The sequence below is a fragment of the Gemella sp. 27098_8_155 genome, assembly GCF_041433725.1.
Lineage (GTDB): Bacteria > Bacillota > Bacilli > Staphylococcales > Gemellaceae > Gemella > Gemella haemolysans_D.
The window spans coordinates 29,923-50,310 of the sequence record NZ_JAPWCA010000007.1; the positions used below are offsets into that span (position 1 = coordinate 29,923).

General features: G+C 30.6%; 16 protein-coding genes. 3 read left to right on the forward strand and 13 right to left on the reverse strand.

The features are described 5' to 3' along the window. Position 1: 1 nt before the first annotated feature. The 6 genes from O5Y44_RS04425 to mutS all read right to left on the reverse strand — a co-directional run bounded on the left by O5Y44_RS04425 (position 2) and on the right by mutS (position 9,319). On the reverse strand, positions 2-460 hold the full coding sequence (locus O5Y44_RS04425) for a MarR family winged helix-turn-helix transcriptional regulator (RefSeq protein ID WP_271987498.1): 459 nt from the start codon (positions 458-460) through the stop codon (positions 2-4). A 328-nt stretch (positions 461-788) separates the two neighbouring features. Further along, positions 789-1,172, reverse strand: coding sequence for a hypothetical protein (locus tag O5Y44_RS04430; RefSeq protein ID WP_271965852.1), 384 nt, complete (start codon positions 1,170-1,172; stop codon positions 789-791). A 422-nt stretch (positions 1,173-1,594) separates the two neighbouring features. Further along, positions 1,595-3,250 carry a SulP family inorganic anion transporter gene (locus O5Y44_RS04435; RefSeq protein WP_271987496.1) on the reverse strand — a complete coding sequence of 552 codons (1,656 nt, stop codon included), beginning with the start codon at positions 3,248-3,250 and terminating at the stop codon, positions 1,595-1,597. Positions 3,251-3,471: 221 nt separating this feature from the next. Then, positions 3,472-4,368, reverse strand: a complete 897-nt coding sequence (gene miaA, locus O5Y44_RS04440; protein ID WP_271965854.1) for a tRNA (adenosine(37)-N6)-dimethylallyltransferase MiaA — start codon at positions 4,366-4,368, stop codon at positions 3,472-3,474. An 8-nt stretch (positions 4,369-4,376) separates the two neighbouring features. After that, complete coding sequence (mutL, locus tag O5Y44_RS04445) at positions 4,377-6,551, reverse strand: DNA mismatch repair endonuclease MutL (RefSeq protein WP_271965855.1); 2,175 nt, start codon at positions 6,549-6,551, stop codon at positions 4,377-4,379. 5 nt (positions 6,552-6,556) lie between these two features. Beyond that, complete coding sequence (mutS, locus tag O5Y44_RS04450) at positions 6,557-9,319, reverse strand: DNA mismatch repair protein MutS (RefSeq protein WP_271987495.1); 2,763 nt, start codon at positions 9,317-9,319, stop codon at positions 6,557-6,559. Between the two features lie 323 nt (positions 9,320-9,642). Between mutS and O5Y44_RS04455 the strand changes: the two genes are divergently transcribed. The 3 genes from O5Y44_RS04455 to O5Y44_RS04465 all read left to right on the forward strand — a co-directional run bounded on the left by O5Y44_RS04455 (position 9,643) and on the right by O5Y44_RS04465 (position 11,999). Further along, positions 9,643-9,747, forward strand: a complete 105-nt coding sequence (locus O5Y44_RS04455) for a putative holin-like toxin (RefSeq protein WP_271987493.1) — start codon at positions 9,643-9,645, stop codon at positions 9,745-9,747. A 471-nt stretch (positions 9,748-10,218) separates the two neighbouring features. After that, positions 10,219-10,383 carry a putative holin-like toxin gene (locus O5Y44_RS04460; RefSeq protein WP_271987491.1) on the forward strand — a complete coding sequence of 55 codons (165 nt, stop codon included), beginning with the start codon at positions 10,219-10,221 and terminating at the stop codon, positions 10,381-10,383. 329 nt (positions 10,384-10,712) lie between these two features. Continuing rightward, positions 10,713-11,999: an FtsW/RodA/SpoVE family cell cycle protein gene (locus O5Y44_RS04465; RefSeq protein ID WP_271988120.1), complete on the forward strand. Its 1,287-nt coding sequence runs from the start codon at positions 10,713-10,715 to the stop codon at positions 11,997-11,999. A 38-nt stretch (positions 12,000-12,037) separates the two neighbouring features. Here O5Y44_RS04465 and O5Y44_RS04470 read toward each other — a convergent pair whose 3' ends face one another. The 7 genes from O5Y44_RS04470 to O5Y44_RS04500 form a co-directional block, all read right to left on the reverse strand. After that, positions 12,038-13,099 (reverse strand): M42 family metallopeptidase, encoded by a 1,062-nt coding sequence (locus O5Y44_RS04470; RefSeq protein WP_271965862.1) that lies wholly within the window; start codon positions 13,097-13,099, stop codon positions 12,038-12,040. Between the two features lie 4 nt (positions 13,100-13,103). Beyond that, a complete protein-coding gene (locus tag O5Y44_RS04475) occupies positions 13,104-13,373 on the reverse strand; it encodes a hypothetical protein (RefSeq protein WP_271988122.1) in 270 nt (89 codons plus the stop codon). Positions 13,374-13,383: 10 nt separating this feature from the next. Then, positions 13,384-14,256 (reverse strand): 2-oxoacid:ferredoxin oxidoreductase subunit beta, encoded by an 873-nt coding sequence (locus O5Y44_RS04480; protein WP_003147040.1) that lies wholly within the window; start codon positions 14,254-14,256, stop codon positions 13,384-13,386. A gap of 1 nt (position 14,257) precedes the next feature. After that, entirely contained in the window at positions 14,258-16,000 is a 1,743-nt protein-coding gene (locus tag O5Y44_RS04485) for a 2-oxoacid:acceptor oxidoreductase subunit alpha (protein ID WP_271965864.1), read from the reverse strand. 796 nt (positions 16,001-16,796) lie between these two features. Beyond that, on the reverse strand, positions 16,797-18,944 hold the full coding sequence (gene nt5e, locus O5Y44_RS04490; RefSeq protein WP_371465613.1) for a cell surface ecto-5'-nucleotidase Nt5e: 2,148 nt from the start codon (positions 18,942-18,944) through the stop codon (positions 16,797-16,799). A 196-nt stretch (positions 18,945-19,140) separates the two neighbouring features. Further along, entirely contained in the window at positions 19,141-19,914 is a 774-nt protein-coding gene (locus O5Y44_RS04495) for an SDR family NAD(P)-dependent oxidoreductase (RefSeq protein ID WP_271988126.1), read from the reverse strand. A gap of 14 nt (positions 19,915-19,928) precedes the next feature. Continuing rightward, the gene (locus O5Y44_RS04500) at positions 19,929-20,363 is read right to left on the reverse strand and encodes a CopY/TcrY family copper transport repressor (RefSeq protein ID WP_271965866.1); all 435 of its coding nucleotides are present in this window, start codon (positions 20,361-20,363) and stop codon (positions 19,929-19,931) included. Between the last annotated feature and the right edge of the window lie 25 nt (positions 20,364-20,388).

Genomic DNA, 20,388 nt, shown 5'->3' on the forward strand with positions numbered 1-20,388 from the left:
TTTATATTTCTCCTTCCAATACTAGTTTCTCAATACTTTTCTTCATGTTATCGTTAAAGATTGTATAGTATTCTATAAATAGTTTTTGTTGTTCACTTGAAAGTTGACCTATTGCTTTCTCTTCAGCCTCTCTAAGAGGATCCAAAATTTTTGATGCATATAAGTAACCTTTTTCTGTAAGTCTAACTATTTTCTCTCGCTTATCTTTTTCTTGTTCCCCAAAATAAATATAGCCTTTTTCCTTAAAAGTCTTCATTGCTGCACTAACTACTTGTTTCGTAGAATACGTTTTTTCACAAATAGTATTTTGCGTTATCCCATCCTTTGTATAATAAAGACAGGTTAATATTAATAGCGATTTACCTTGCAAACCATTTTTTCTAGCATAATACTCATATAATGAGTTGTTTTCATATTTTTTTCTAGAAAACATACTTGAGTATTTTAATAGACTATTCACTTATTTTCACTCCCCACCTAAAGTCACAATTATTATCAGTAACAATACTATAGACATGCTCTTCATCTTAAAACTTCAAAGGTGTTTTTTGTTTTTACATTTATTCTTCACTGTTATAAACAATGAAAAGCAATTTCAAATCAGTAAAATCTTTTGACTATTATCTTTTTAAAAAACTCATTAGTAATTTTTTAAATACTAATGAGTTCATTCTAACTCTATAGTTTACAATTGTCAATAATTTAGTTTTAATGAAAATAGACAATCGATAAATATTTTACCAATTGTCTTAAAAATTTATTAAATTCATATTTAAAAATATTAACGCCTATTTGTTCTCTATCCTTTGTTTTATCTTGTTATAGCGACGAATAACATTGATACGTTCCAATAAATATGGTAATAAAATAATAACAATAATAATAGAATTTATTACTTTATTTAATGTTTCTCCAAAGACTCCTATCAATAGTCCTTTATTTATAATTGAGATACATAGATAGATACAACACAGAATAGCTGTCCCTAGATTTACCATCCAGAATATTTTCGTGTTTGTCTTCTTAGTACTAAAATGCTCTATTTCTTCATCCGATAACTTTGTTAAAAGTATTTTCTCTTTTTTTATCATCTCTCTAGATATTCCAAATACTATCAAGTAAAAAATACAGAATATCATCGAAAATACTTCAAAAATAATTTCTAAATTCATAATATCCACCTCCATTTAAGTTTATTATATTACATTGCCTGTACAAAAAATTACCCACATATACCATGTAAAATGGAGAAAGGGACTGATAAAATAATCAGTCCCATATATTATGAAAAAAAATATTATTAAGTTTTGTTATGTTTATATTATATCCTACTTACCTTACGTGAACTTTAGACTATAATTAAAATGAAATTAAAGTTGAAAAATTTTGAAAAGTTATTTTAAAATACAATACTTAGATAAAGAATATATTATACTGATTAAAAACTAAAAACTATTCCTGAAATGGAGAAAGGCCCATCTTTCGATGAGCCATATATTATGAAAAAAAATATTATTAAGTTTTGTTATATTTATATTATATCTGATATACCTTATATGAACTTTAGACTATAATTAAAACTTACTTAAATCTATTATTTACCTAACTTCTCCGCTCTTTCTAAAGATGCATCGATATTCTCACATATATTTTCAGCACCAATTTTCTCTACGAATCCTGCTTTTTCCATAACATGATATGGTTGTTCATTTACGTGAGATAATATTAAAGTTAGACCACGTTTTTTACAAGTTTCCAATATTTCTTCAAGTACTTCTAATCCCGAAATATCCATAGCTGGAACATTACGCATTCTTATAATTAAAACATTTTTCCCTTCTCCATGTTCAAAGTTAGTAAACACATTTGCTGCACCGAAGAATAACGCTCCAAAAATTTCATAAACTATAGTATTATCAGGGACATATTTTAAATCAACTTCCTCAGATAACTTATCATCATCAGATGAACCTTTATAAGTCCATTGTCGAACTTCTGCAATATCTGACATACGTTTTAAGAATAAGAAAGCTGCTAATACCATACCAAACTCTATCGCAATAACTAAGTCGAAGAATAACGTTAATAAGAAAGTAATAATTAATACCGCAATATCACTCTTCGGTGCAGTTTTTACCATACGTACACAAATACGCCAACCACTCATATTATAACCTACAATTATCAATATTGCCGCTAAACAACTCATAGGTATATACGATGCATATGGCATTAAAAATAATAGTATTAATAATAAAGTAAATGCGTGTACCATTCCAGCTACTGGTGTTCTCCCACCATTTTTCACATTAGCTGCCGTTCTCGCAATTGCACCTGTTGCAGGTATTCCTCCAAAAAGTGCGGACATAAAGTTTCCTACACCTTGAGCTACTAACTCAGCATTAGATTTATGCTTACTTCCTGTCATACCATCAGATACTACAGCTGATAACAGTGATTCTATAGCTGCTAATATTGCAATAGTAAATGCTGGTAAAATCATCTCTCTTATTAGAGAAAATGAAATTGACGGCATTGTAAAGCTAGGAAGCCCTGCTTTAATCGTATATAGATCACCAATAGTTTTAACTGGCAATTTAAAAATAGCTACTAAAAATGTTGTAACTAGTATTGCAATTAAAGATCCTGGTATTTTCTTAGATACTTTTGGCCAAAATACTTGGATTAATATAGCAAGTACACCTATACCCAAAGTAACAAAGCTAATACTTTTTATATTTTGTCCATACGCTACTAATTTTCCAATGAACTCTGCAGGAACTGCTCCCATACTTAACCCTAGAAAATCTTTCACCTGACCAACTACTATTCCCATAGCGATCCCTAGTGTAAAACCGATGGTGATAGTTTTCGGAATAAATTTAATTAAGTCACCAAAGTGAAACAACCCCATTAGAATTAACATAACTCCTGCCATAAGTGTAGCAACAGTTAATCCTGCAATTCCATGTTCAGCTATTATCCCATAAATAATAACGACAAAAGCAGCCGTAGGTCCACCAATCTGAACCCTACTCCCACCTAAAAACGAAATAAAAAAACCTGCTATAATCGCAGTATAAAGACCTTGTTCCGGATTCACTCCAGATGCTATCGCCAAAGCAATCGACAAAGGTAATGCTATAACAGCTACTATTAAACCAGCAATTATATCTTTTAAGCATTGTTCCTTTGTATAATTTTTCATCACACTAAACAACTTCGGCTTAAGATATTTAAATGAATTCATCTTCTCCTCCTATTTCCTAAGAATCTTTAGTATTACTAGTTTAGCACATAACTAGCAAAAACTCTAGTTAAATCAGAAATACTCTTGAAATATTTTAAAATTTTCTAATATATCTTATAAGAACTAAAATCAAATCTATTATATAATAAATTTTATCTTTTATAAATTTAAAAAAAGGCTTGAAAATTTACTTTTCAAGCCTTAGACAATTACTAATATAATTATAAATTAAATTTCTCTTTGATGTCTCTTATTACATCTGCCAATAGTTCCTTATTGGCAGTATCATACCAAGTTCCATCCATTTTATTCCTGAACCATGTTAACTGACGTTTTGCATAACGGCGTGAATTCTGAGAAATAGCTGCAATAGTATCTTCTTTAGAAACATTACCCTTAAGATACGGAATCATCTCCTTGTATCCTATCGCACCTAGAGCTTGAAGTTCCATACCATATTCATCAATAATCCCTCTTACTTCCTGTTCAAGCCCTTCTTCAAACATCAATTCAACTCGCTTATTTATACGATTATATAGGACTTCCCTATCGGTATTAAGAACTATTAAAAACGGATTGTAACAATCTAGAACAGTATCACCATTGTTGTTTGTCGTTACAGATTTCTTTTCATTCATCACATAATTATACGCATTAATTACACGACGATGATTATCTATGTCGATCGCATTATATGTATCTGGATAGTTTTCTTTTAGGTACTCTCTTGCCATATCAACATTAATATCATAAGTTTTTTCCTCTAAATCAGTAAACTCATAATTATTAAGAACAGCATTCATATAAAAACCAGTTCCGCCGATTAATAAAGGCATCTTTCCTCGACCATTTATCTCCTCTATTTTCTTACGTGCAAGTTTTTGAAAATCATAGACCGAACAAGTATCAGTAGGTTCTAGTTCATCTATCAAATGATGAACTACCCCATTCATCTCTTCTTTTTTCACTTTTGCAGAACCTATATCAAATTTTTTATAAATTTGAACACTATCTATAGAAATTATTTCACAGTTGAACTCTTTTGCAAGTTCTATACTAAATGCTGTTTTCCCAACTGCAGTTGGACCTACTATCGCTATTAAAGGTATTTTTTCCATCTTACCTCCTACACTATGCGTTTAAACATTTTCTCTAAGTCTTTTTTCTCCATTTTTGTGATTATCGGACGTCCATGTGGACACGTAAATGGATTCTTACATTCATAAAGATCACTTATTACTTTATTCATCTCGACATCTGTAAGAACTTGATTCGCTTTTATAGACATTTTACAACTTGCCATAGCAATTGCATCATTTCTTAATTCGTTGAAAGTTATATTGTTATTTCTTAGAACTTTCTCGACAATAATTTTTATCATTTGTTCTTCGTCTTCTTCTATCCAACCAGGAAATTCTCGAACAACATAAGAATTATCTCCAAATTCCTCGAAAACAATACCAAGTTCCTCAAATTTTTCTAAATTATTACGAACCTCAGCAGCTTCATCTACAGAAAAATCAAACATAAGTGGTATTAACATCTGTTTTTTATAATTCTTTCTTTCTATAAATTCACGTTGCAGTTTCTCATAATTGTATCTTTCCGCAGCAGCGTGCTGATCTATTAGAAATAACTTATTATCCGCTTCTGATAAGATATATGTTTTAAAGATTTGTGCTAATACTTTTAAGTCTGGTAGAGTTCTAACTTTTGTATCATCATCTTGAACAATTTTCGCATCTTTAATTTCATTAAAGTGACTATCATCTTTAACTACATTAGAAACTACTTCTCCTGCACGATTATCATAACTCGACTTATCTTCTTTTTTAGAGAAATTCATGAAATTTTCTATCTCTTTTTTTGTTGGTTTATCACTAAACTTATTTCTATTATCACGAGGATGTGAACTATAACTTAAATCCGGTAAATCACTCTTAATTCTCTGAGTTTTACTTCTTTGATTAAACGTGTTTTCTTTACTTTGTACCGGTGTTTTTCCTTCACCAAAATTAGTTAACAAATCTCCACCAAAAAGAAACTCATTTTCTTGAACAATATAATTTGTTGATTCTTCTTGGTTATCAGAAATACTACTGTCATCTTCTATTTTTATCCCTAGTCCCTTCGATTCTTCAAAGAAACTATTCTCATCTTGAACACTGTCCGAAACTCCTCTTTGCTCTCGTGAGAAAATACTCTCATCTTCAACATCCCCAAACTTATTATCAAGTTCATCTAAAAAATTTATTTTTTCTATTTTTGCTTTTTCTTTTTTTGTAAGAACATTATTCATTCCTTGTGGAATATACGTATAATTACTTAATCTTTCAGCGATAACTTCTTTGATTAAGCGTATTAACTCCGCTTCTTTCGATAATCTCACTTCTTGCTTAGTTGGATGCACATTAACATCTAATAAAATCGGGTCCATTTCTATATTAATAACACATAATGGATACCTATTTATCATTAAAAGCGTTCCGTAAGCATCGATTATAGCATTTTGAATTCCATAATTTTTAATATAACGCCCATTGATAAAAATATTTATATAATTCTTACTAGCTCTCGTTTCTTCTGGTACAGAGATATAACCGAATACTTTGTAATCGTCGTTACTCCCACTGAATTCAATCATGTTTCTAGCGACACCCATATTATAGATTTTAGATAAAATCTTATGAACATCACCATCACCATATGTTTTAAAGCTAATCTTCCCATCTACATGCAATTCGAAAGCTACATTAGGATAAGATAGGGCAAACTTATGAATAATATTAGTGATGTTAGCTTGTTCTGTATGAGGATTACGCAGATATTTCAACCTTGCTGGTGTATTGTAGAATAAATTTTCTACACTTAAATCAGTTCCCTTAATAGGAGCGTAATATTCTTCTGAAACTATTTTCCCACCTTCAAGAACTAGCATCTTCCCTTGTGCTTCTCCTGCACAACTTTTTATCGTTACTTTACTCACAGATGAAATACTCGCTAGTGCCTCACCTCTAAACCCAAGTGTTTCTATATGGAATAAGTCATAATCAGCACTTATTTTACTCGTTGCATGGCGTAAAAAAGCACGTGCTAAATCATCATTAGAAATACCACTACCATTATCAATAATTCTAATTTGTTGAATACCAAATTCTTTAATTATAACTTTAATATTAGTACTTCCTGCATCGATAGAGTTTTCTACAAGCTCTTTAACAACAGAAGAAGGTCTTTCAACTACTTCTCCCGCCGCTATTTTATTTGATAATTCTGCAGATAATATATTTATTTTTCCCATTTAATTTATTTCACATCCTCACTTATTTTTCTCTGTAATTCATAAAGAAGATTGAACGCCTGCATTGGAGTTGTTTCTAAGAAGTTCACAGCTTCTAATTGCTTTTTGATTTCATCAAACTTCTCATTATCACCATCAAAATCCAATTGTAATTTCGCATAATTTTTCTTCGATTTCTCTTCAGCTTTTAGTTGTTTTCTAATAGTTCTCTCTAACTCTTCTTTAAGTTCTTTTTCTAATTCAGAACGAAGCTGTAATCTTAGAGACTCTTCATCTACTTTTATAACATCTTCTTTAACTACCCTGCTACTATATTCTTTTTCTAGTTCCTGACGTATTTTTTCTCTTAATTTTTCTTCAGATTCTTGTGATGAAACATCACTTAATAATACTTTGTTATATCTAGCATTATCAACAAGGTCCTCACTACCTTTGCTTCCACTTTCTAATTCTCTTAAGATTTTATTAGCACCTACGATAACGTCTTCTGGTAGATGGGCAAGTTGAGCAACATGAATACCATAACTCTTCTCGATAGGTCCTTCATTAATTTTATATAAGAAAATTAGTTTTCCATGATCTTCTTTTGCAGAAACATGGATATTCTTTATTCCCTGGGTAATATTTTCTAACTTTGTAAGCTCATGATAGTGAGTTGAGAATAATGTTTTACATTTAATAGTATTATTAATATATTCTAATATTGATTGAGCTAAGGCAATACCGTCATAAGTCGATGTTCCACGACCAATTTCATCAAAAATTAATAATGAATTTGCAGTAGATTCGACTAAAGCATTCTTCGCCTCAATCATCTCAACCATAAACGTCGATTTCCCTCCAGCAAGATCATCACTCGCACCTATTCTCGTAAATATTTTATCGAAAATCGGTAAATTCGCAGAAGTCGCTGGAACAAATGACCCAATTTGTGCAAGAATCACAATAAGAGCAAGTTGTCTCATATAAGTAGATTTACCAGACATATTAGGCCCTGTAATAAGCAAGATATTATTATCTTTATCTACTTTACAATCATTACTAATATAACTATCAGCGCTCACATTTCTTTCGACAATCGGGTGACGACCATCAACAATATCAATAATATTATTATCATTAAATTCAGGTTTTACATAACCATATTCTTCCGCTACATCAGATAATGAAACGAACACATCAATATCACTTAAAGTATTCGCAACTCTTTGCAATCTTACGATATAATTATGAATCTTCGTCTTAACTTCTTGGAATAATTGTAATTCTAACTCTTCAATTTTAGTCTTAGAATTTACGATATGTTCTTCAACTTTTTTCAGTTCTTCAGATACAAATCTCTCACAGTTAGAAAGAGTTTGTTTCCTATGATAACCTAGTTCTGTTGGATCTATAGTCTTAAGCCCTACTTTAGATACTTCGATAAAGTAACCGAAAATCTTATTGTATCCAACTTTTAGATTTTTAACCCCGGTTCTCTCTTTTTCACGTTCTTCGATTTCTAGTAAAATTCTATTTCCGTTTTTACTAGCATTTTTATAACTATCTAATTCTTCATTAAAGCCTAATTTAATTACATTACCTTCTTTAACAGTCTGACCGGCTTCTTCATGGATTGTTGCTTCAAGATAATCGTATAAATCTGTTAATTCATCGATATTCTCTGCGATATCTTTTAATTTATTAGATTCAAATCCTAATAATAATTTCTTAATTTCTGGTATTTGAGCCAATGTTTTCTTTAGATTCAATAATTCCTTAGGACTTACAATATTATAAGTAACTTTTGTAGAAATCCTCTCAAGGTCATATACTTCTTTCAAACTAGTTTTAACATCAGCTTTTTCGAAATAATGTTTTGTAAAATCTTCTACGATTTCCTGACGTTTTTTAATTTCTTTAAGATCTAACAATGGATTTTCTAACCATTTTTTTAGTTTTCTTGATCCCGCAGCTGTTGAAGTTTTATCTACAATACTAAGAAGAGAACCTTTCTTACCACCATTAGCCATGTTCTGAGTAACTTCTAAGTTTTTTAACGAATAGTTAGTCATATAAACAAACTTATCTTTGAAATATACTTCAAAATCTTTAAGGCTTGAAATATCTTTATTTTGAGTTTTTTCAATATAATCTAAAAGAACATCACATGCTACACGTAGATTGGTGTCAATAATATTACTTGTTTTTTCCTTAGTAATATCATTATTTAATTCAACTTCAGTAATATAAGCACTAATATCCAACTCTTGATCTTTTATGCTAATTACTTCTTTAATATTATTTTTTAGTACTTCGTCTTGTAGGTCAGCCATAGTTTTTAGTACAGTACAACGGCTATCACCAGTCATAATATCACAAAATGCGAAGTAGATATTATTATCCTTTACATATGCACTACCTAGATAGTTATTCTCATCATAGTTTTTGTAGTTCATATAAGTCCCTGGTGTGATTACCTGAACTACCTTACGCTCTACGATTTTCCCTTGACCAGGTTCAGAAACTTGTTCGCATATAGCTACTTTGTATCCATTATTTACTAAAGTATCTATGTAAGTAGCCGATGAATGAAATGGGACTCCACACATAGGAATTTTTTCAGCTCCTCCATCCCGAGCAGTTAAGGTTATTTCTAATATTTTTGACGCTCTAGTTGCATCTTCAAAGAACATCTCATAAAAATCACCAAGACGGTAAAATACAAACGCATCTTGATAATCTTTCTTTATCTTCAGATATTGTTCTATCATTGGAGTATATTTCATCTCAAAAGTTCCTTTCTCTTTATTTCTTCCATGTATTTATAACATATATAATTTTAGCATAAATCGTTATTTTTTAGTAGTGTGACATGTGGTAAAACACATAAAAGCTAAAAATAGGCTATGAAAATAAATTACAATTTTCTCACTATTCCTAAAATTAATCTTTTGATAATTGATTATTAAATTTTTATTTGATATAATCGAGTTGGAGAGAGAAGTTAAAAGGTGTAAAAACACTCATTAAAGATGGTGGCTACTTCAATATGAAAGGAGCTGATGCTTATGCTCATAAGTATCGAAATCTTGAAAAAAGGAGTAGCAAATTGTCAGCATACGAAATCATACAGACGATTATCGGAATAAATCTATTGATTGTTACAATAGTTGGCGTATGTATCTCAGCATTAAAAAAAGACAATAAAAAATAACCATCTTAAACTTTGGCCGGTTAGATGGTTATGTCTATAATCAATTAATCAGAGCCACCGTCTTTACAACGGCTCTCTCCTTTATATTTATATTCTAGCATATGTGAAATAAGAATGCAATAATTTTATTACCAGATTAACTTTCCCATAAAATTTTCCTTTTACTTTATCAAAAGATTAATTTATACGGCATACATTATCCATAATAATTGAGCAACACTTATAGACTCACACAGCATGAAAATTAACGTATTTTTACTTAACATACTTTTTCCTCCTAGTAATACTCTATAACAAGTACATTTTATCATATTATCTTTAAAATTTGAATACACTATTAAATTTTTTATATTCCCATACTGTAGTAACTCTTCTGTCAATTGATTATTAAATTTTTATTTGATATAATCAAGTTGGAGAGAGAAGTTAAGGGATGTAATATCTTCTAATAAGGATGGTAGCTACTTCAATATGAAAGGGGTTGATGCTTATGCTCATAAGTATCGAAATCTTGAAGAAAGGAGTAGCAAATTGTCAGCTTACGAAATCATACAGACGATTATCGGAATAAATCTATTGATTGTTACAATAGTTGGAGTATGTATCTCAGCATTAAAAAAAGACAATAAAAAATAACCATCTTTAACTTTAGCACGTTGATGGTTATTTTTAACTAAATTTAACCTGAGCTACCGTCTTTTAAGTTAGTCGTTTATTTTTCAAAGTCAAGGACTGAAGAAAAATATTACGAATAATTTATACTACGACTACTATAATTTCTACGAACGTAGTGAGTTAAGAAATTATTAGTAAAGTCAGTGCAAACGGCTCTCTCTTTTATACTTTCATTCTAACATAAATAAATTTAGAATGCAATATTTTTGATAAACAGTAAATATACATATAAACTATTTATTTTTAAGATAAGTAGTTTCATTGTATAATTACATCAAAGGAGTTGACTTATGTTAAATTTCATAAAAAATAAAACAAATTTATCAATATTGATATTTTATTTTATATTTAGCTTTTCTAGTTTACTATTTATACTATTAGCTGAATATAACAACAATAAAACACCAACACTATTTCTAAAACAATTTGTTTTTTACGCTGTTGGTTTTGGAATAATATATCTATTGCAAAAGATACCAATAACTTATATCGAAAAATTTTCAATAGCATTTTATTTATTTGCTTTGGTTCTTTTAGTTGGAATATTTTTAGTTCCACCTACTCTTGCCCCAATTGTTAATGGTGCTCGTAGTTGGTATAACTTTAGAATATTTACCTTACAACCTTCAGAATTTGGTAAAATAGCTACTGTAGCAATGGTTAGTATGCTTATTAAAGAAAAGAGTTTTAAAGACAATACTGATACAATTAAACTCTTAAAGTTAGCCTTAGTAATCTCTATACCATTTATTCTAGTTGCTAAAGAAAATGACTTAGGAAATGGATTGTTTTTCATCTTTTTATTTCTAGGTTTAGTATTCTTAGTTTGCAACAAAGGTAAAACACTTTTTAGGATTTATTCAGTAGTTATTGCTGGATTAGCAATCATTATTCTAGCTGCTTTATACTTCCCGAGGTTACTTAGCTTAGTTGGTTTAAAATCTTATCAGCTAAATCGTATTCTATCATGGCTAAATCCTGAAGCATATAAATTAGATTATTCTTACCAGATTACTCAAGTTCTTAATGAGGTGAAATTAGGTGGTTTAACTGGTACATTCGTTAAAAATAAAAACTATATAGATGAACAATTTAATGATTTTATTTTCTCTATAATCGCAAAGAACTTTGGATTTATAGGTGCAGCAATATTCTTATTTATCTTCTTCATCTTTATTCTAAGATTATTTAACATAGTGAAAAAATGCGAACAAGGTAACTATAGTTATTACTTTATTCTTCTTAGTATTTGTAGTTTTTGTTTCTCATTTTTCATCAATATATTCTCAACACTAAGCATTATTCCAGTTATCGGTATTAGTATGCCGTTTATTAGTTACGGTGGAAGTTCACTTATTGCAAATAGTATTCTATTCGGAATAATAGTAAAAATTCATGCGACAATACAAGAAGAATATATGGAAGATGAATACTACTATGATAACTACGAAGAAGATTATGATACGGTTCAATATGAAGAAGATTATGATCCTTTAGAACCTGTATACGAGAATAACAACAATAGATATTATGAGGAAGAACCTCAACAATTTCGTCGAAGTAAAAGAAAAAGATAAAAAAATATGGATAGAAAAAAATTTCTATCCACATTTTTTTATTTTCTTACATCTTCAATGAATTTATCATCGATAGTCTCAATTAGTTTCCCTAATATTGCTTTAGCAGCATAATAATCACGAATATCAAATACCGCATTATGAGTATGAATATAACGAGCACAAATCCCAATTACAGTAGTTGGAACTCCGTTTAAAGCTTGGTGAATATTACCAGCATCTGTTCCACCTGGTGAAGTGAAGTATTGATATTTAATTCCATTTTCTTCTGCAAGAGCTACGATTTTTTCTCTCATATTTGCACGAAGAACCATAGTTCTATCTACTAATCTCACTAAGAAGCCTTGTCCTAAACGACCATTACTAGTTTCTTTACCGTCCATATCGTTTGCTGGACTACAGTCTACAACAAAACATACATCTGGTTTAATCATATTAGCAGCAATAGTTGCACCACGTAGACCTACTTCTTCTTGAACAGTAGCACATACTACTAAATTAAAATCTAACTCTTTTTCTGCAAATTCTTCTAAGATTTCTGTAATAATTACACATCCATAACGATTATCTACAGCCTTACTCATAAATCTGTGTTCAGTAAGTTGTTCAAAAGTTGTTTTTGGAGTAACAAAAGCACCTTCACGAATTCCCATCGCTAACGCTTCTTCTCTTGATGCAGCACCAACATCAATAGTCATATCACTAATTTTTACATTTTGTGCTACACCTGCAGTAAAGTGTTTAGGAATAGATCCAATTACACCTGTGAATTTTTTTCCTTCATATGAAGTTACTGTATATGTTTGAGCTAAAAGAACATCTTCTCTAAAACCACCAAGCGTTTCAAACTTAAGCATACCATTTGGCAATACCTTAGTCACAATGAACCCAACTTCATCCATATGCGCTGAAATCATAACAGTTTTGGCATCTTCTTTTTTTGATTTCTTAATAGCATAGATTCCACCAAGATTATCATACTTAATCTCATCAGCATATTTAGATAGATTTTCTTCTAAATATTTTGAAATTTCACTTTCAAATCCTGATGTCCCGTCTAACATTGTTAATTCTCTGAATCTTTCTATTGATTTACTCATTTTCTTATACCTCTTTTATATACTCTATTATTTCCGTTTCTTTATCATATCGAACTTCGTACTTGATATTTTCGTTATCAAAATAAAACATTAAATATGAATTTTCTTTTAGATTCAATGTATAACTATCAATTACATCATAACCTAATGCGATTAGTTTATTTCTACATCTATCTATATGATCATTATCTAACTCTTGTTCCTCTGTTTTTTGATAAATACGATATCCAGCATAAGCTGCTGCTAATGGAACTAGTATTTTTCTAAATTTCATATTTTACCTCTTATCTGAACTCATCACATAACGAGTTAAATAATTCCTCACTAAATTCTAAATTCTGATGAGCAATTGGTTCATCTCGTTTATAATTACGTAAAGTATCTTCGTAATGAGGTTTTTTATCATTTTTATAAATTACCCCTGTTACAAGGTCATTGTACTCTTCTAATACTCTGTACGCTTCTAATTTATTAGTATTGTCATAACCTTCGATATCAGAAAGTTTAGTTAAGTTTTCCTTATACCAAGCCGGTGTATTTTTGTAGTTATAAGTTTTACATGGACTAAATACGTTAACTAGTGAGAAGCCATCGTGATTAACAGCTTCTTCGAAAATCTGCATCATCTCTTTCATATCACCAGTAAAGGCTTGTGCTAGGAATGTTACTTCACAAGATAATGCAATTTTCATCGCTGATAATGGTTTTTCCATTACCCCTTCTAAAGTTGTAGTCGTTACTAAACCTTCATCAGACTTAGGAGACATTTGCCCTTTAGTTAAGGCGTAAAGTTGGTTATCCATTACTACGTAAGTCATATTAACATTACGTTTCATAGCGTGAACAGCATGACCTATACCGATGGCATATCCATCACCATCTCCACCCATTGCAAAAACTGTTAAATCTTGGTTCGCCAATTTAATACCTTGTGCAATTGGTAATGAACGTCCGTGTAATCCTTGTACACCATACGCTTTTGTGTATCCACTAATTTTACCAGAACATCCAATTCCAGCAGAGATTACAACGTTCTCTGGTTTAATCCCTAAGTTAACAACAGCTCTATTTATACCCGCAAGTACCGAGAAGTCTCCACAACCGGCACACCAATCGGGCTTAACATCATTTTTATAATCTTTTAATGTTACTTTCAAACTATTTCTCCTCCTCTAGTAATTGTTCAACAAGTTGATGAGTATAGTAAATATCTCCATCATATTTTAGTAAACTACTAATTTTTTCTGAATTATGGTACTTACTAGCAATTACCGTACGTAATTGTTTATTATGGTTATGTTCAACAATATATATTTTTCTATATTTATCAAATGTATCACGAACAGCTTGAGCAACTGGATAAATTTGACGAATATGCATTGTATCAATTTTTAATCCTTGTTCTTTTAGTTGTTTAGCAGCTTTATTCAGTACTCCATAAGTTGAGTTAACACCAACTAATAAGATATCTTTTTCATCATTGTATTCATTTAATACAAATGGTCTTTCAACTAAAGCTGATTCAATCTTGTTAGCACGTTTTTCTTTTTGACGTTTTGTATTACGTTTCACCTCTGAAGGTAATCCAACTACTGAGTGTTCATAACTGTTCGCATTATGAATCCCACCTTTTTGACCAGGGATAGTTCTATTTGAAACTAACACATCAGTTGCATAACGTTTGAAGTAGATAATATCTTCTTCTGTAATTTCTTCTTGTTTTAATAAGTTACCACGATCGATTTGAACTTTACTAAAGTCAAAGTTAGGAACTGTTTCTTTGTTCATACCTAATTGTAGATCCATTAAAACAATAACTGGTGTTTGATATTTTTCTGCCATATTAAATGCATCTATCATAGTGTAGAAACAATCTTCTACAGATGTTGGAGCTAGTACGATACGAGACGCATCTCCAGTTCCACCGTAGACAGCGTGGAAAATATCAGATTGTTCTGTTTTTGTTGGAAGCCCTGAAGAAGGACCACCCCTTTGAACATCTACAATAACAACTGGTTGTTCTGCCATTGCAGCCATTCCTAAGAACTCAGTCATAAGTGAAATACCAGGCCCAGATGTGGCTGTCATAGCACGTACTCCCGCGAAGTTAGCTCCAATAGCAACACCTAATGCCGCAATTTCATCTTCAGTTTGAATATATGCTCCATTTACTAACGGAAGCTTATCAAATAAATATTCCATGATTTCTGTAGCTGGTGTAATAGGATATCCAGCATACATTCTACATCCCGCTGCTAAAGCACCAAGACCAGCTGCATGGTTACCGATTAACCACATATTTCTATGAGTTGGATTTAATTTTTTAAGATAATACTTATCTTTAATACCATTTTCATCCATGAACTCAGTCATGATTTCACGACCTTTATCAAAGGCTTGGATATTAATATTTACTACTTCTTCACCTTTACTAGAAAATTTTGTTTCAATCATATCGTAGAATAGTTTTGAATCTATATCTAATAATGAAGAACAAATTCCAAGTGTAATTATGTTTTTAATAATAGGATTAGCAATTTCTTTAGCTAATTCTGTAATTGGGAATACCGCAACTAAACCTTTAATTTCTTCTGAAATTTCCGGTTTAATTTTAGCATCCGCAATGATAATACTATTTTCATCTAATTCTGGAATATAGCTATCCAGTGTAGCTTGGTCGAATGCTATAAGAATATCTGTCTTATAATCAATTACATTTATTTTTTCTTCTGAAATACAAATTTTACTGTTACTGTGACCACCTTTAATTCTACTCGCAAAGTCTCTTGTAGAATACATGTGGTATCCAAGTGTATTTACTACAGTAGAGAATATTTCGGCTGTACTTTCAATACCTTCACCTTGTTCTCCACCAATTTTCCATCCTAATTTATTAATCATATAATCTCCTTTAATCTCTTTCATTAGAAATTTACTCGTTGATTTCTCAATACTTTATTCTATCATATTTAAGAAAATTTTTCCATCTAATAATATCTATTATCACTATGAAAAAACTAATAAAAATATTATTATTTCATTATTTTTCGTTATTTTTTAAGTGAACTTCATTTTTAAAAACTTGTATAATATTTAGGAAGAAATAAATCTTTTAATGTTTATTGTTTTTGAATAATTCACTAACCACTTTTTATTATAATTTTTCCTTTATATTTTTTCTCTAATTAATACTAACAACATCAAAATTTACTAAAATAATAAAATCCTACAATACAAATATTACACAAAGAAAAAAGTCCTTGTAGAAGTTATTCGCTTCTACAAGGACGTATCTATTGACGTGTTACCACCTTGATTTATAGTATTCTCACAAATACTAACTCATAAAGTACTAAAACAAAATTTAAATCTTATTTTTATACCATTAGCTATATCGGGCTATCCCGTAATAGTTTAATTATTCAACTACTAACACGAAAAGACCATCTTCATAGTATCATCTTTGATCTCCTTTCACCTACCGAGACTCTCTAAGCAAACATCAACTACTACTCTTCTTTTCAAAGTGTAATTTTTTATTGTGTTTTAAGTATATCAAGTTAAGAAATCCTTGTCAATATTTTTTTACCATACACTTTTAATAATTATTATAGACATATACTATAGAACATCAAAAATTAAAGAGTACAGAAAATGTCCATACTCTTTAAATTTTTTTATAATCTAATTAACTTAATTATTCAGAAAGTTTACGTCTAACAGCAGCTCCAACTAAAGCAATTAAGCTTAATCCTAGCGCAGTTGTGCTAGTTGTATTCATACCAGTGTTAGGTAGTTTATTTTCTTTACTATTTTCTACAACTTGTTTGCTAGTTGCATTAGTTGGTAATTTAACACCAGTTTCTTTAGATTCTGATTTAGCTTCTTCACCTTTGTTTTCAACATTCTCAACTTTACGTTGTTCATTACTACCGTTTTGTTCTACTTTCCCTGAAGTTACTCCTTCTTCTTTAGTTGCTTGTTCTCCTTGATCAGCTCCTGAACCTACATTTCCAGTATATGAATTATCTTCTTTAGGTTGTTCTGATTTTTTCTCTTCAAATTTGTAAGTTTTTGAATCTACAGAAATTGTACGTGAATTTGGATTTACTACAGCATATTTAGTTAAATCTGCTTTTTCTAAATAATTTTTGAACGCCTCGTCCATAGATGGTCCTTCTTCACGTGCTCCACCTAGCATAGTATATCCATCTCCACCTGCTGCTAAGAAATCATTTGTAGTTAGGTAGTATGTTTTAGCTAGATCTAATTTATCGTAGGCACCTGTATCATGATTTTTAACTTCTACACGTAATATGCGTTTACCTGAAGGTAAGTTTGTATCGTAGTATACTTTAGCTCCTGATACATGTAAGAAACCTCCACTTGGTTCTAATAACGGTTGTCCATTTTCATCTAAAACAGTTTTACCATCTTTGTCAACTTGTAAAATAGATCCTAAAGATTTTTCAAACATAGCTAATACGTCTTTACCAGTAACACTAATTTGAGAAATTGTATTACCAAATGGAAGAACTGCAATTACGCTACCTTTTGTAATAGGTTTATCTTTAGCGATAGTTTCACGTAAACCACCACCGTTTGTTACTGCGATATCTGCTTTATTTTTAAATCCTGTTTGACCATACTCATAAAGTGAATCAGCTACTACGTTTCCTAAGTTAGTTTCACGGACACGAACATTTTCACGAGTACCACTTAATTCAACTGGACTATTTTTCACTACTACAACAGCATTTTCTGCATCGTATTTCGCTTTAATTTTATCAACTAACTCTTTAACTTCAGCATTTGGAGTCACATTAGTAGTTTCTGAAGCTTTAATTAGACTTGGTGTTCCTAGTAAACTATTTGGTTTCAATGTAACTTTACCAATGTTGTTTAAGTAGCTTCCTGTTTGGTTATAAGTAACATTATCTCCATATGTTTTTGATTCTACAGTATGAGAGTGTCCATCAATTACCACTACACGTTTTCCTTTTAATAACGGACTCTTAGAAAGTTCATCAGCAAGAGTAGAACCTCTCCATTCGCTTGGAGTTGTTGTATCTACTCCAAGGTGGGCTAAAACAACATACGTTTTATAATCATCACCAGTAGCTTTTGCTTTAGCTTGAATTTCTTTAACTACATTTAGCACCTCTGGAATAGGGTCTTTAAATGTTACCCCTTGTACATTTTTAGGGTGTGTTTTTGTAGCAGTTTCTGGTGTTGTTACCCCAATAACAACAACCTCGTCACCTTTAACTGTTTTATCTTTATCAACAATTGTTGAAGCTTCGAATAAACGTGCTCCATTTACATAAGTGTTTGAGCTAAGTAATGGGAATTTTAAAATTTGTTTATACTTTTTAGCTTCATCTAAACCAAAGTCAAATTCGTGGTTACCTACAGCCATAGCGTCGTAATTCATTTTGTTTAGAATTTCTGCACGAGCTTCCCCTTTAGTTGAGTTAGAAATAGGTAACCCTTGGAATGCATCTCCTGCATCTACTACTACTGTTGTTTGATCTTTTTTAGCACGTTCATTTTCAATTACTGTAGCTAATTTTGCATCCCCAACAACTGATGTAATTTTATCACGACCTTTTTCTTCTACGATACGCCCATGAACATCATTAGTATGAACTAATACTAAATCTTTTTCAGCTGCTGCTTTTGGCGCTGAAGTTGTTGAATTAGTTGATTCTGGTGCTGTTGGCTGTGTAGTTGTTGCTGACGATGGAGTTGTATCATCTGAATTTGCTAAAGCAGCTCCTCCTGAAGTTGCAATTGCTAATCCTACTATTGTAGCTGATGCTAAAGTGTAATTTTTTTTCTTCATAATAACTTTTTTTCTCACTTTCATATTTGTAATTTATAATTTACATAATATCATAAATATACGAGTTTTTCAATATAAAATTCAGAAAGAAACGATGATAACGATTAAAAAACGTATTTTTCCAAAATTGAAACATTAGAGTAAAATTAAAAATCAAGATTAGATTCTTCTAACCTTGATTTTCATTTATTCTTTGTTATTTAAACATATTCGCTAAAATTCGATCACTTAACCTTGGGAATAACTGACTAATTTTAACACCTACAACTAATTTAAACGGTAAGTTTACCTCACGTTTTTTTGTTTCTATTCCTTTTATTATTTTTGTAACAACAAGTTTAGGTGTTAATGTTTTACCACCCATCGCCTTCTGATAACTCTTATCTTCGTCAGCTATATTAAAAAAATTAGTTGCTACAGGCCCTGGATTCACAGTCATAACATGAACATTATCTTTCTTCAGTTCTAAACGTAAAGAATTGAAGTATCCAATTAAAGCAAATTTAGTCGCTGAATATACAGAACTTTTTGGCGTAGCAATCTTACCAGCTAATGAAGCAATAGTAACTATTGTTCCTGATTTTTTTTCTCTCATTCTCTTAGCTATTTCTGTAGTTAATTGAATAGTTCCGATTACATTTGTATCAAACATATTAACTACTTCAGCATCACTAAATTCACTAAAGTCTTTCATAATACCATACCCAGCACCATTGATGAGAATATCAATATCATTTATAGACGAAAGTAATTTTTCTACTTGATCTTGTGAACCTATATCAACACTATAAACTCTAGTTTTAACATTTTCAAACGAACTACATTTTTTAGCGACTTTTTCTAATGCTTCTTTTCTACGGGCAACTAATATCAACTCCACATTTCCTTTTTGTGCGAATTGATGAGCTAATTCACGACCTAAGCCACTTGAAGCTCCTGTGATTAGTATTTTTTGTTTACCAGTTTCCATTTTACATCCCTCTTTTAACCATGTTTTGCAGCACAACTACATTGTCCTTTTAGACATTTACAGGTAATAACTTCAGCTGCAGTTTTTCTTTTTTCTTGTAGTAATTCTATAATTTCATCAATATTACTTTTACTTAAATTATCTGTTTCGATTATATTCTTAACGATAATATGTGTTCTTCTTTCACAAATTCTTTCTAAAAAGTTCTGTGTTAATATCTCTAAACACTCATCCTCTACACATTTTGCTGAATATAGAAATTTGTTGCCTTGTTTTCTTGTTTCTAAAAATCCTTTTTCTACTAACCTTGAGAGTAAAGTTTTAATAGTTGAAGGAGTCCAAGACTTTTTTTCACCTAGAGTATCTATTACAAATTTACTTGTAGTTTCTTTATTGTTCCAAACTACTCGCATTACTTCCCATTCAGCTTCTGAAATATTAATATCCATTTCTATTCATCCTTTTTTCTCAGTT